Below are 12,338 nucleotides of genomic sequence, written 5' to 3'. Positions count from 1 at the left end.
CAATGAATAACATGAATTAAATACGTCAATGGCGTATAAGGATTTTAGCAGTTCTGGAACTAAAAAACGAGAGCTTTAGGCTATCATTTCGCATAAACTGTATTATGTTAATTTTAGAAAAGTTTAACTATAAAATAAAATGTTAGGCTAGTGACTCATCATAAGTAATTTAAAATAATAGAGTCATTTTATGCTTAAAAAAATTATCTTAAGTCTTTGCTTAGGTTTATCTAATATAGCTATCGCAAAAAGCGTAGCATTAAGTTTCGATGATGGTTTAGATCCATTAATTAATTTAGAAGCTCAACAAATCAATAATGATATTTTAAATACCTTAAAACAGAATAATATTCATGCAATCGTTTATCCAAATATAAGTAGGATTGGGGGAACAGAAGGATTAAATATTATTTCTAAATGGGGGAAACAAGGACATCGCATTGGTAATCATGGAAATTTACACCTAAATCTTAATAAAAATGAAGTAAATTTACCTAATTATTTACAAGATATACAGCAAGGTCATCAAGCCTTTTCTTCATTAAAAGGATTTGTGCCACGTTATCGTTTTCCATTTCTTAAAGAAGGAAATACCATTGAAAAAAGGGAGGGCGTGAGAAAGTGGCTTATTAATCATAACTATCAATCTGGTGCCGTTAGCATTGATGCTAGTGATTGGTATTACAACCAATTATTTTTGAAATATCAGCAAGAGAACGATCAAAATAGCTTGGATAAATTAAAACAGGCCTATATTTTCCATTTACTTGATCGGGCAAAATATTATGATGATTTAGCACTACAAACATTAGGACGTTCACCAAAGCATGTACTTTTACTTCATGTTAGAGCGATTAATGCAGCTTGGTTAGAAGACATAATTTCTTCGTTCAACAAACAGGGCTGGAAATTTATTGATAGTGATACAGCTTATCAAGATCCAATTTATAAAATTCAGCCACAGCTCTTACCTGCTGGTGAAAGTATTGTATGGAATATTGCACAAATTTATGGTGTTAAAAATTTACGTTATCCAGCAGAAGATGCTCCATATGAATATTCAAATTTGAAAAAAAATGGTTTGAATATTACCCCCTAGATCATGCCACTTAACATAATGGCGCTTACACGAAACGAGGACTCTAGATCCTCGTTTTTTAAGCTTCGTATAAGAGATTTTATGTTAAATAGATAATCTAAAGGCCCATCAATTGGGCCTTTCGTATAAGGTTTATTATGTTAATTTTAGAAAAACTTAAAATAACAATACATTTTAGAATTTAATTATATGGAAATAACACTAGAGCAAGTGAAATCAATATTCGAGGATGTTCTTAACAAGCGAATAACTAGAGAAGAAGCTGATCGCTGGGCTTATTCAGTAATATCCGCATCAGAAACTAATTCATTGACTATCGTACCTAATGAAAAAAGAGATCAAGTATGGAGTGGTGTTATGTATCTTTATGGAATAGATTTGATGGTAAATCCAGGTGAATATCTTCACACTGAAGAGGATATTATTATCGCAATGAATAAAAAACTATAGGGAATGAATCTGCCATTTAACATAATGGCGCTTATACAAAATTTTAAAAAATATAGTAAAAATAGTAAAAATAGTAATTTAAGACTGAATTTATAATTTCGTATAAGGTGTATTATGTTAATTTTAGGTAGAGTTAATAATAAGAAATGAATGAAGCAAAAAAATTTCAGTTCAAAGTGGAATTAGCATTAAACTTAAAATCAGCCAAAGACATTCAAAACTGGGCTGTAAATACGTTAGAGAAAAATCCAACGGATTTATTGGCTTTGGAAATTTGTTTTTTCTCTAAAGATGAGGAAGTCTTAGATTATTTTCATAACATTAATATTGAACAGAGCAAGATAGAGCCTACTCTTAAGAAAATAATCCTTTGGGGTGTATTGAAGAAATATATTGAAAAACCGCTACCTATCGAATATTCAAAGGAATTAATCTTTAATCTATTTGTAATATTGCTAGACATCTCTAGATACGCTGAAGATGAATATTTATATGACTTCATAACTCACTATGACGATGAATTCTATTTGTCTTTAAAAGGTATTTCTATATTAGAACCAGAAGAAGTATGGCCCACATTCCTTAATGATCTTAAAAATTGGCTTTTACCAAAATTGAGGTTCATTTAACATAATGGCGCTTACACGAAACGAGGACTATAGCTCCTCGTTTTTTAAGCTTCGTATAAGCTGTATTATGTTCATTTTAGAAATTCTTTAAAGAAGGAAATTATGGATGCAAAAAAACTATTCTACGTAACTTTCCCCATAATGACTTGTATGATGATTCATTTTTAGGGAAACTACATGAAAAACAAGTATGGGATATTGAGGAATATTGGGTTTTAGAGTGGGGAATTTATGAACTTGAAAAAAACTCATCTGAAAAATTGGATTGGGAAGTGTTTAGAATTTTTAGCATAATTATGGGCACAATTAGCTGTCATTTAGATAAGAATGATTACTTTAAAATAAAAAAATTGAAACGTCTTAAGCTTTATGAATTGAGGGAAAGAGTGCAATTAGTATTTGAAGGCTATTTCGCTAAATCGATGCCTGAACAAAATATTTTTGAAGAAGTTAACCCACTGCTAAATTCCCCTGCTTAACATAATGGTATTTATGCGAAATTATCAAAAAAATTAGTAAAAGTGGGAGCTTATAGCTCCCATTTTGGACTTCGCATAAGGTGTATTATGCTGATTTTAGGAAAACTTTAAATAACAAAAATTATGGATGCAAAAGAAACTATCCTACGTAACTTTCCACATAATAACTTATATGATGATTTATCATTTCTAGGAAAACTACCAACATAAACATTAATTAAGATACTTTTCTGGAAAATATATGTAAATAAAGCTAAACATTAAACATAAATAAATCATATATAATATGAATTTTATATATCTAATGATTTTAACTTTATTTCCTATAAAAATAAATGGAATTGTTGTTACAAATAATAAAATCGAAATAAGAGAAATATTTACTACAGCATCATTTTCAAATAAATCATATTCATATACAGGTTTATTGTAATAAATATAATGTAACTTTATATATATGAATATTAAAATGTTTAAAAAAATTATAAAACCAAAATTCAGAATAAAAATTATTTTTTTAATCATGACGATTATCCAGACAACCTCTAGAAGATCCTATTACGCGTCTTTTATTTAAAATAAAATCTCTTATGCGAAATAGATCATTGTATGGTATTGGCCATATGAGTTATGAATCAATTTTTGCAATATCTAGAACATCTTTTTTTAGTCTATCAAGTTCTTCATATAATTTTTGATCAAGCTTAGGCCTCACCTTTTCAAATTTAATTTTTAACAAGTCTAAACTTCTGAGCATCATCTCAAAAATAAGTTTTTGGCGTCCCAAATCATCGGTAGACTTAAATTCCTCGTAATTTATTTTTAAGCGAAAATCCATACTCTTTTTTTTAAATGAATACATGACTCGTTCTTCGAAGCCTCTTGGACCCATCATTACTGTAATACAGTCCCAACTATCTAAAGGTATATCGTAAGACTTATGCTCAAGTTTATGATTAAGAAGATTTTTAACATAGTTACGAGCAACATCTAATTGTGTTAATTGTTCTTCATTTAATACTTCTTTACTTGATTCACTACTCATCCATACCTGCATAAAAAACTCTTAATAGTCTAATTATTTATAATAAAAAACCCCGACATCCTGTCGGGGTTTTTCGTATTTGATGCTTAGACCTAACTCCTGTCGGATCTAACATTCCTTGTTCTGTACGTTGTTCTTTTTATTTGGAGCATCCTGCTCTCTATGTCCCCATGATAGGAAATTACAGCGAGGTGGTATAGCAGCAAAGGGCCGAGATTGATGTGAGCAAATGCGTACAAGGCCGGCTAAAAAATGTCCCCTTTTTATCCGCAGAAATTGGGGATATTTTCTACCCCGGGAAGGCTGACAACATTGATAAAAACTCCAGTTTGATTAAAAAATGATTAATTTTATTGGCGGAAGATATCAAAACTGTTTAAAAAAAAGCCGACTTGTTTCCAGGCCGGTTTTTTACTGTTTTTTGGGTTTTCTATTTTAATATAAACAATTGATATTAAATGATTATTACAATTACGTTTCGTATAAGCGCCATTATGTTAAGTGGGGTTGTTTTCCACTCATAGTGAATTAAGAATACCCTATAAAATCAGTTGTTATTTGCCTTTTAAGAAAGGATTTATCTATAGGAAAGTGGCAATTAATACTCCCTTTACTTCATCTGACGTATTTGGATCTACTTTAAGCTCATTAAAGGCTTCAGTAATCCGTTTACGAACAGCTTTATTCTCTGGAAGTGAACGCTTAAGCTCATGTTCTTTCTTAGTGAGTAGGGACGCATTATGAAGAACACCCAGAGCTAAAAGTTGAACCTTTGGCTCCGTATCTTTTAAATAAGGAATAATATCGTCTACTGCTTCAATTGGGTTTAATTTAGTTAGTGATATAAGAATTGCACTTAATGCATATGGATTCGATTCATTTTGTTTCAACAAATCAACTAGCTGGTGGATTTTATCTTCTCGTGAATATCTAGGGCTATTATTAATAGCAATCATACTTTTTGCCCATTTAGGAGGCGTTTCATGAGGGAGATTTAGCTGATTGTCAGTGATACCATCATTAGCATTAAGAATAGTACTTTTCGAACTGATTTTTTCTTGAGTTTGCAGGCGCTCTCTATTATGCATATCATCACTTTTTTTGGCAAAAATAAAGAATCCAACAAGAGCTACTACGATTGCTGTAATAACTAAATAAATCACCCTACTATTATTTTTCATATCACCTACATTTTTAAATAAGAATGTCCTTACATCAATATTAAAAGCACCAAAATAAGTTTAAATGGGTTTTAATAAATTATGTTCGAATACCCACCATTATCTTACATATGCTCATTCAAAAAGCTCTTTCAAAGATTTGATATAGTGTAATAATTCTTGAGTAGCTAAGAGAATTAAGTTAATGAAATACACAAAAGAAAAAATAGTAAAGGCCCTATTACTTGCTCCTTTACCATTACTTTTTTTCACAGCATTGCTGTTTATCATAATGAATCGTGAATATAGTCTATATTCGATTTTTGTGGTTTTTGTAGGGCATGGTCTTATTTACTTAGCTTATTGTATTTTGACAGTACCTTTTAGCTTTATGTTCTCAATTCTTTTAAATCGTTATAGTGTTCTTAGTTTTATAACCATCTGTATTAGCTCGTTAATTATTGCTACCCCATTTTTTGTTCTCTTGGGATGGAGTCATACAGGAGAAGTTTCGAAAGAATGGTGGAAGATGTATACCGATACTTGGACTATTCTTATGGCTCTAATTCCAGGCTTGTCTTATTGGTTATTTTTAACTGATTTTAAAGTTAAAGAATTATTTATGAAAAAGATAATTTATTTTAATTGTTTAGCATTTATTTTTACTTATATATCTTTATTTTATCAAAAATATATTTTAATTGACCGTATAGTCGTAGATAGACTTGGAAAAGTTGAAGTCATAGGAGGAGGATTTCCATTACAGTTTTTAGTAGATGGTGAAATATCTCCAGGCGGTAGTATAGCTATAGATCCTTTAAATATTATTATAGGATTAGATCAATTCATTTTTTTATATTTTATTCTTGATTATTTATTTTGGCTTGGGTGTCTTTTAGCCTGCTACTTATCTTTTAGGCAGATAAAAATAAAGTGATAAAGTCTAAAACATTTATAAAAATAGGAACCTTGTTTATAGGTCTCTGCTTACTTCTAGTCTTTAGTTCATATAAACAAAAGTCAACTCATGATAAAGAAATGGCTGCACAAACAACGATTCTTTTCTTAAATTCACTCTCCAAAGGCGATTCAAAATCAGCACTGAAATATGTTTGGCCAGATGAGCGATTATATGAAGAGTTAAAAATTCCTGAAAGGTTTCTCCCTTTCAAAGACTCAAAAATTCTAGAGATAACAAGGGGTGATTATGATTCAGCGAAAGGTAGACCTGAGTACTATCAAGAATTTTATAAAATTATTTCACTAATGATAAAATTAAAAGTAGTACATACGGATGATGCGGAAAATCCGCCTGGAGACTATGTTTTGTTTATTAATATTGTACAAAAGGATCCTAGATCTAATTGGTTTATTACAGAATTGGGTGGTGGGCCTTAAAATAGTAATTATTTAATTTCCCTAAAATTAACATAATACGGATTATACGAAGTCAAAAATGGGAGCCTATAGCTCCCATTTTTTATGGATGATTCTTTAGTTCATTCAGCATGGCATCACGCAGAATTTTGTTCATTCGTGTCTGATAGCCTTTGCCTTGGGCTTTTAGCCACTGCATGACATCTGCATCGATGCGAACCGTAGTTACTTGTTTAGTCGGCTTGTAAAAAGGATTCTGCACTGCATTTTTCCAAAAACTTTCATCAAGTTCAGGAATGTCTGAAAAGTCTATTTCACTGTTTGGGCGTTTAGCTAAAGCCTCAAGTCTTGCCTTTTGTTCTTCAGATAAAACAGGAGGGTTATTCAAATCCACTTTGTAAGTAACGGTTTTGTTCATACTGTTTCCTCTCTTTTTTCTCTGCCTGTCGTGCTGAAATAATACGGATATGATCAATCCCATTATGATCTTGTACAGTGTGGGCTACTAATAAAACTGTCTGCCCGTGTAACCATGCGTAATAGCCGCTGTGATGAACATCCAGAGTTGAACACAAACGACGAATCGGCCATATACGCTGATTGTCCTGAATAAAGGAAAGGCATACCTCACTTGGACTGGCTTGCGAAGTACACCGCGGCTTTTTTTAATATGTCTCTTTCTTCCGTGACTCTTTGGAGTTCTTTCTTTAGCTTTGCCAATTCTGCAAGTGGATCACCAGATTCTGTGATCTTGGTCTGCTGTAGATCATAACGTTTAATCCAGGCATACAGACTATGGGTGGTGGTTCCTAAACGCGCAGCAACTTCGGCCACACTATGACCTTTTTCAGTCACTTGCTTTACTGCTTCAATTTTGAATTCTTCAGGATATCGTTTGCTACTGCTCATAAACACCTCGTTAATTAGCCATTTTATCTAACTAAAGAGTGTCTACAAAATCGATGGATATTCACAACGTATAAAATTAACTCTCCTAAAATTGAATAGAAAAAAAGCTTTAAATCTTGGTTCTCCTCATCAATTAAGGAATAAGTTTTGTTTAAATAAAAGATATTATGCAATTTAAAAGACTTAATATTGATACTTATCACATAAATTTAAACTATATATATACTTAATATATATATTAATAATTAATAATTTTTTAGTTGAATTATAATTAACTATATATTTAGTAAGATTTTTTAACCCAATTAATAATTTAATTTTTTTTTACAAAATACTTTTTAACGATAAGTTTAATTTTATAGATGATTTTTTGCTCTACAAGTGTACTTTTTTTATGTATTTTTGTTGTGCATTGTCATGTATGACTTTGAATCATTAAAAAGGACTAAAAAATGAATAATAGACAATTATTAAAGAAATTAGCACTTGGCACTTCTTTGATTTTTATAGCAAATTTAAGTTCCGCTGAGGGATTAAAACGTTTTTCAGTATCAGCTGGCTGGCTACATGTGATGCCCCAAGGAAAAGCGAATGCATTTAGCACTAGTACTGCAGTCAAAAATGGTCATATTTCGACTGTGGGAACGATTAGTGAAGAAGCATTTATTAATTCGGTTGATCCTGCTTTTATTTCAAATGATCCTGGAACTGGAGCACCTTTTTTTGCGAAAGATGTATTAACAGAACTCCATGATACTGGTTTGTTAAGTTCGTTTGTAGGGGATGGCCTAGGCAATATTAATGCAACTGAATCGGGTACTGCACAAATACAAGGTTTGGAACACTGGAGTTCAGCAGGAACAGGATTAGAGGCCGATGATGTTGATACATTAGGCTTAACTTTTAACTATTATATTAATGATAATATTTCTTTACAAATTATTGGCGGTATTCCACCTGAAGTTGATATTAAAGGCAAGGGCGAGATCTATGCACCTTTAAGCGGGCATGCAACCCCAACTCCGGGTTCGACTTCAGATATGCTTTTTCCAGAAGGTCTTGATTTAAGACAGGATATTCCTATTACTAATTTGGGAAATAAAGCAGTAGTCTCAACAGTACGTGCTTGGACCCCCGCGATTGAAGCGCAATACCAGTTTGGTAAATCTGGTGTAAACAGATTCCGTCCTTATGTAGGTGCAGGAATTATGTATGCCTATTTCAATAAGATTGAGTTAAATTCAATTGTTGAATCAGATTTGATTGCTGCTGGGCATATGATCCAAAATGTGCTTGATAATAAGGCAGGTGCAGCACTTGATGGAAAAATTTCTAGTGCAGATCCTTCCATTAAAGTAAAAACAACTGATGCAATTGCACCGATTGTAACTTTAGGTGCAACTTATGATTTAACTGCAAATTGGTATGGTGTCGCTTCAGTGTCTTATGCGAAATTAAATAATCGTGTCAATATTGATGTCATTGATAATAACTCAGGTAATCGCTTGATCCATTCATCTACAAAAATTGATATCGATCCACTCATTACATATATGGGGATAGGTTATCGCTTTTAAGGATTAAATAGATCCTAAAATTAATAAATTTGAAACAATCCTTGAGGCATTTTGCCACCACACTGTTTATGTGTGGTTTTTTTTCTTTAATTTATAACATTTGAGACACTTGGAACAGGATAGTTTTATAATAAACACAAGTATCTTTATGGTTCGTTATGGCTCATTCATATATTCTTAAGTGAGATTTACAACACTATTACTAAAGATGGTTCAAGTGTTGATTCTGCTGATGATGAACATCTTAATCACCTTAAGATGGCAATCCTCCAAGAAATGAAGAGTAAGTCGATTGTTTAAAATATAAGTCCAATTCAATATCGTTTCTACTAGGATATTCAGCTCAAATACGCTGCTAAGCTTATGATGAGCCAAGTTTGGTTCAAAACCACGCAGATATTTAGAAATAAGGAAAAGGAACTGCGATTTTAATAAATCATTATGGCGATGATGGCTAGGTTGATCACGACTGGTAGGTATCATGCCTAAAAAACACTATCTTGATTTAGCTTTTTCCATAGCGGGGGAATTTGACATGTTAAAAGATTGATAATTTCAGCAGTTTGGACTTGGGTAATAGGAGGATCTCGAACGTCTTGCAGAACTGCAAGACGTTGAGTTTTTTGTCAGATATAGTGATCAGCATCTATATTTAGATCCAGTCCATGGTGATAAAAACCCTCATAAACCAGACATTTTTATTGGTGAGAATATAGACACTTTAAATGGGTTCTAACAAGAGCATTTCGTATAAGGTGTATTATGTTAACTTTAGGGAATCTTAAATATTACTCACCAATTAGTTTCATATCTTTTTCATCCCACCAATGTTGATCATAAATAGTAGAATTAGTTGTAAGTATTTCATTCAAGATATTAGCGACGAATATGAGCTGCTCTGATATATCAGTTTTCTTAAAAAATCCTTGCTTAATTAATGACTTAGATGGATTTATAAAAACTAAAAAACCATTTTCATACTCTTGATAATGATTGCATCCAATCCAAATATCTTTAAATTTTTCATCTGCTAGAGGTATTAAATATCCCCAATCCTCATTTAAGAAATCCAATACATTTACACCACGTTTAGGAAGTTCTTCTGCTAAGTATTTGGCTAATGTATACCCCCATATTTGTCCATCCCATTCTTTTTGTTCCTCAGCGGTTTTGGGGAAATTATCAGATCGGAACTCTATATGTGTTTTTAATAAACCCATAATTTTCTTATTCTTTAATATTGGATTATTAAAATAAGAGTTTTTATCGCAATTGTCTATCTTTCGAGCTAATTTTTAAAAACTAGTTCTAAAGTTAAGTATTGGATTTAATTCCCCTCCTATTTAATATAATGGCGCTTACACGAAACGAGGACTATAGCTCCTCGTTTTTTAAGCTTCGTATAAGAGATTTTATGTTAAAGACTTACTGTAGGGAGTACAGTGATAAACCAATCATTTAACTATTAAGATTTTATTTAATGAGAGCTTATTTGTTAATTTTAGGTTTTATCTTTTGCCTATAGTTACTTGGTAGCATTTCAAAACTCCAATTTAAGCAATGAAATGAAATTTCCTTCCTTAAATATCTATTTTAATATCGAATTAGTTACCCAAAAATCATATAGCTCTATTAAAAAATTTGGATTTAATTCATTAACCATTTTTTTTGCCTGAATAACTATCATATAATGAGGATTAAATACCTGATTATAGCTAAATCCTGTGATCACTGGTTGACCATAATCCAAACTATTTTTTTTCACCAAGTCTAAACCCATTTTTAAATTACTATGATTTTTTAAGAAAAAATTGCATAAATACATACCTATATCGTAGGCAATTGAATATGTGATTTCATTAGGCACTTTTTTTTCAACATCAATTGAATAATTTCCAGAATTTTTTATTTCTAGAATTTCATTATTAGTTCTATCTCTCACTTTAAATATAGTGCAAAACCATTTACCTAAACAGATCAATGAATCATAAGTATAGTTCAAAGTACATTTTTCATTATTTTTTTTCTGATTAATCAATTTTTGTAATTGATTAACTCTGTTTTCAATATTACTGATATACCATACACTATATTGTTTTAATTCATCTTTACTCATTTTTCTAAAATCAAGTGAAAATGGTGGATTAGCAACTTCATATATCATTTTTAATGCTCAACGGCTTTGTTGCATAAAGATTTAAATTATCCTAAGTAACCCGAATCCCGTTTAAGCCAATGTTTGCATAATATGAATCATGGGCTTGTTTTGATGACAGAGTTGATAAGCACATCAAGAGGCATAAATTCCTGCCAAATAGCCTGCAACACTTCGAGCTTTGCTCGTCATTAAATTATATGTTCCTTTCAGCAAGCTAAATAAAATTTCTATTTTATTTAGCTTGCTTTAGATGATCTTCATCTTCTGATGACTGAACTGAACTGAACTGAACTGAACTGAACTGAACTGAACTGAACTGAACTGAACTGAACTGAAAGAAATAATAAAATATATCGAAGATACTAAATTTTTTATTTAACTTTAAGTTTCTCTCAAATTAACATAATACACCTTGTACGAAATTATAAATTCAGTCTTAAACTACTATTTTTACTATATTTTTTAAAATTTTGTATAAGCGCCATTATGTTAAATGGCAGATTCATTCACTATAGTTTTTTATTCATTGCGATAATAATATCCTCTTCAGTGTGAAGATATTCACCTGGATTTACCATCAAATCTATTCCATAAAGATACATAACACCATTCCATACTTGATCTCTTTTTTCATTAGGTACGATAGTCAATGAATTAGTTTCTGATGCGGCTATTACTGAATAAGCCCAGCGATCAGCTTCTTCTCTAGTTATTCGCTTGTTAAGAATATCCTCGAATATTGATTTCACTTGCTCTAGTGTTATTTCCATATAATTAAATTCTAAAATGTATTGTTATTTTAAGTTTTTCTAAAATTAACATAATACGGATTATGCGAAACGAGAGCCTAAAGCTCTCGTTTTTTAGTTCCAGAACTGCTAAAATCCTTATACGCCATTGACGTATTTAATTCATGTTATTCATTGAAACCAGTATTTTTACCAGACAAATTAAAGAGCTTGTGTCTGATGAAGAATATCGTCAGTTACAGCAAGATCTTTTGGTACAGCCTGATAAAGGTGATGTGGTAAAAAATGGTGGTGGGATACGTAAAGTACGTTGTGCTCAAGGTAACAAAGGTAAAAGTGGCGGTATCCGTGTGATTTATTACTGGGTAAATGAAGATCACCAAATCTTTTTCTTATTGGCTTATCCAAAATCCGTAAAAGATACCCTGACAGATAAGGAAACAGCCATTCTTCGTCAACTCGTGAAGGAGCAACTTCATGGATAAAAATTTATTTGATGATCTGGTTTCTTCGATTAAAGAAGCAGGCGCGATTAAGCGCAAAGAGATCCAAGCAAGCCGAGTTACCGAGCTTGAATTACCTGATATTAAAGAAGTGCGTGAAAAAACAGGCTTAAGCCAAATGGAATTTGCAGCACGTTTGCATATCAGTGCGAGAACGCTACAAAACTGGGAACAAGGGCGTAGATACCCAACTGGGCCAGCAG

At 31.6% G+C, this 12,338-nt stretch carries 15 protein-coding genes and 5 pseudogenes; 10 read left to right on the top strand and 10 right to left on the bottom strand.

Features of this window, described 5'->3' with window-relative positions; genetic code table 11:
- The first annotated feature begins 190 nt into the window (after window positions 1–190).
- The 4 genes from AY606_RS04430 (at window position 191) to AY606_RS04415 (ending at window position 2,657) form a co-directional block, all read left to right on the top strand.
- Window positions 191–1,099: a polysaccharide deacetylase family protein gene (locus AY606_RS04430; RefSeq protein WP_067865357.1), complete on the top strand. Its 909-nt coding sequence runs from the start codon at window positions 191–193 to the stop codon at window positions 1,097–1,099.
- A gap of 189 nt (window positions 1,100–1,288) precedes the next feature.
- Window positions 1,289–1,549 (top strand): YxzC family protein, encoded by a 261-nt coding sequence (locus AY606_RS04425; protein ID WP_067865354.1) that lies wholly within the window; start codon window positions 1,289–1,291, stop codon window positions 1,547–1,549.
- A 146-nt stretch (window positions 1,550–1,695) separates the two neighbouring features.
- A complete protein-coding gene (locus AY606_RS04420) occupies window positions 1,696–2,178 on the top strand; it encodes a hypothetical protein (protein WP_067865351.1) in 483 nt (160 codons plus the stop codon).
- Between the two features lie 119 nt (window positions 2,179–2,297).
- A complete protein-coding gene (locus tag AY606_RS04415; RefSeq protein WP_081408360.1) occupies window positions 2,298–2,657 on the top strand; it encodes an Imm41 family immunity protein in 360 nt (119 codons plus the stop codon).
- 628 nt (window positions 2,658–3,285) lie between these two features.
- On the opposite strand, the gene AY606_RS04405 is transcribed toward AY606_RS04415, so the two are convergent.
- Together AY606_RS04405 and AY606_RS04400 are read right to left on the bottom strand one after the other, a co-directional pair.
- The gene (locus tag AY606_RS04405; RefSeq protein WP_067865343.1) at window positions 3,286–3,714 is read right to left on the bottom strand and encodes an Imm44 family immunity protein; all 429 of its coding nucleotides are present in this window, start codon (window positions 3,712–3,714) and stop codon (window positions 3,286–3,288) included.
- Between the two features lie 569 nt (window positions 3,715–4,283).
- Window positions 4,284–4,883: a HEAT repeat domain-containing protein gene (locus AY606_RS04400; protein WP_067865340.1), complete on the bottom strand. Its 600-nt coding sequence runs from the start codon at window positions 4,881–4,883 to the stop codon at window positions 4,284–4,286.
- 184 nt (window positions 4,884–5,067) lie between these two features.
- On the opposite strand from AY606_RS04400, the pseudogene AY606_RS16540 reads away from it, so the two are divergent.
- From AY606_RS16540 to AY606_RS04390, 3 genes and pseudogenes are all read left to right on the top strand, one after another.
- Window positions 5,068–5,478: pseudogene (locus AY606_RS16540) on the top strand (hypothetical protein); the annotation flags it as partial.
- A 6-nt stretch (window positions 5,479–5,484) separates the two neighbouring features.
- Window positions 5,485–5,799, top strand: a complete 315-nt coding sequence (locus tag AY606_RS16535; RefSeq protein WP_249409215.1) for a hypothetical protein — start codon at window positions 5,485–5,487, stop codon at window positions 5,797–5,799.
- Window positions 5,796–6,260 (top strand): hypothetical protein, encoded by a 465-nt coding sequence (locus AY606_RS04390; RefSeq protein WP_067865334.1) that lies wholly within the window; start codon window positions 5,796–5,798, stop codon window positions 6,258–6,260. Before AY606_RS16535 ends, AY606_RS04390 begins: the two co-directional genes overlap by 4 nt.
- Before the next feature lie 82 nt (window positions 6,261–6,342).
- Here the strand turns inward: AY606_RS04390 and AY606_RS04385 are convergent, their stop codons facing one another.
- The 3 genes and pseudogenes from AY606_RS04385 to AY606_RS16530 form a co-directional block, all read right to left on the bottom strand.
- Complete coding sequence (locus AY606_RS04385; protein ID WP_067865331.1) at window positions 6,343–6,657, bottom strand: BrnA antitoxin family protein; 315 nt, start codon at window positions 6,655–6,657, stop codon at window positions 6,343–6,345.
- Window positions 6,620–6,769: pseudogene (locus AY606_RS16845) on the bottom strand (BrnT family toxin); the annotation flags it as partial. The pseudogene AY606_RS16845 and the gene AY606_RS04385, both read right to left, overlap by 38 nt.
- A pseudogene (locus AY606_RS16530) lies at window positions 6,770–7,148 on the bottom strand (transposase); the annotation flags it as partial. It abuts the pseudogene before it with no gap.
- Window positions 7,149–7,600: 452 nt separating this feature from the next.
- On the opposite strand from AY606_RS16530, the gene AY606_RS04375 reads away from it, so the two are divergent.
- The gene (locus AY606_RS04375) at window positions 7,601–8,725 is read left to right on the top strand and encodes an OmpW/AlkL family protein (RefSeq protein WP_067865326.1); all 1,125 of its coding nucleotides are present in this window, start codon (window positions 7,601–7,603) and stop codon (window positions 8,723–8,725) included.
- Between the two features lie 309 nt (window positions 8,726–9,034).
- On the opposite strand, the pseudogene AY606_RS16520 reads toward AY606_RS04375, so the two are convergent.
- From AY606_RS16520 to AY606_RS04360, 5 genes and pseudogenes are all read right to left on the bottom strand, one after another.
- Window positions 9,035–9,371 (bottom strand): annotated as a pseudogene (locus AY606_RS16520) (ISNCY family transposase); the annotation flags it as partial.
- A gap of 142 nt (window positions 9,372–9,513) precedes the next feature.
- Window positions 9,514–9,945: a hypothetical protein gene (locus AY606_RS04370; protein WP_067865324.1), complete on the bottom strand. Its 432-nt coding sequence runs from the start codon at window positions 9,943–9,945 to the stop codon at window positions 9,514–9,516.
- Window positions 9,946–10,313: 368 nt separating this feature from the next.
- On the bottom strand, window positions 10,314–10,889 hold the full coding sequence (locus AY606_RS04365; protein WP_067865321.1) for a hypothetical protein: 576 nt from the start codon (window positions 10,887–10,889) through the stop codon (window positions 10,314–10,316).
- A gap of 63 nt (window positions 10,890–10,952) precedes the next feature.
- Window positions 10,953–11,151, bottom strand: a pseudogene (locus AY606_RS15710) (IS982 family transposase); the annotation flags it as partial.
- 241 nt (window positions 11,152–11,392) lie between these two features.
- Window positions 11,393–11,653, bottom strand: a complete 261-nt coding sequence (locus AY606_RS04360) for a YxzC family protein (RefSeq protein ID WP_067865317.1) — start codon at window positions 11,651–11,653, stop codon at window positions 11,393–11,395.
- A gap of 143 nt (window positions 11,654–11,796) precedes the next feature.
- Between AY606_RS04360 and AY606_RS04355 the strand changes: the two genes are divergently transcribed.
- Entirely contained in the window at window positions 11,797–12,117 is a 321-nt protein-coding gene (locus AY606_RS04355) for a type II toxin-antitoxin system RelE/ParE family toxin (protein ID WP_067865314.1), read from the top strand.
- Window positions 12,110–12,338: NadS family protein (gene nadS / locus AY606_RS04350; RefSeq protein ID WP_067865309.1), on the top strand; the 229-nt coding region annotated here is incomplete at its 3' end. The genes AY606_RS04355 and nadS, both read left to right, overlap by 8 nt.

Origin of the sequence: Acinetobacter sp. SFB (assembly GCF_001647545.1) — a bacterium.
Lineage (GTDB): Bacteria > Pseudomonadota > Gammaproteobacteria > Pseudomonadales > Moraxellaceae > Acinetobacter.
Note: the sequence above shows the minus strand (reverse complement) of the source record. Positions and strands in the feature narration are given on the sequence as shown.

Bases quoted from the DNA above. Each gene is read 5' to 3' on its own strand.
- AY606_RS04430 (WP_067865357.1), top strand. From the start codon at position 191: ATGCTTAAAAAAATTATCTTAAGTCTTTGCTTAGGTTTATCTAATATA.
- AY606_RS04425 (WP_067865354.1), top strand. From the start codon at position 1,289: ATGGAAATAACACTAGAGCAAGTGAAATCAATATTCGAGGATGTTCTT.
- AY606_RS04420 (WP_067865351.1), top strand. From the start codon at position 1,696: ATGAATGAAGCAAAAAAATTTCAGTTCAAAGTGGAATTAGCATTAAAC.
- AY606_RS04405 (WP_067865343.1), bottom strand. From the start codon at position 3,714: ATGCAGGTATGGATGAGTAGTGAATCAAGTAAAGAAGTATTAAATGAA.
- AY606_RS04400 (WP_067865340.1), bottom strand. From the start codon at position 4,883: ATGAAAAATAATAGTAGGGTGATTTATTTAGTTATTACAGCAATCGTA.
- AY606_RS16535 (WP_249409215.1), top strand. From the start codon at position 5,485: ATGAAAAAGATAATTTATTTTAATTGTTTAGCATTTATTTTTACTTAT.
- AY606_RS04385 (WP_067865331.1), bottom strand. From the start codon at position 6,657: ATGAACAAAACCGTTACTTACAAAGTGGATTTGAATAACCCTCCTGTT.
- AY606_RS04375 (WP_067865326.1), top strand. From the start codon at position 7,601: ATGAATAATAGACAATTATTAAAGAAATTAGCACTTGGCACTTCTTTG.
- AY606_RS04370 (WP_067865324.1), bottom strand. From the start codon at position 9,945: ATGGGTTTATTAAAAACACATATAGAGTTCCGATCTGATAATTTCCCC.
- AY606_RS04365 (WP_067865321.1), bottom strand. From the start codon at position 10,889: ATGATATATGAAGTTGCTAATCCACCATTTTCACTTGATTTTAGAAAA.
- AY606_RS04360 (WP_067865317.1), bottom strand. From the start codon at position 11,653: ATGGAAATAACACTAGAGCAAGTGAAATCAATATTCGAGGATATTCTT.
- AY606_RS04355 (WP_067865314.1), top strand. From the start codon at position 11,797: ATGTTATTCATTGAAACCAGTATTTTTACCAGACAAATTAAAGAGCTT.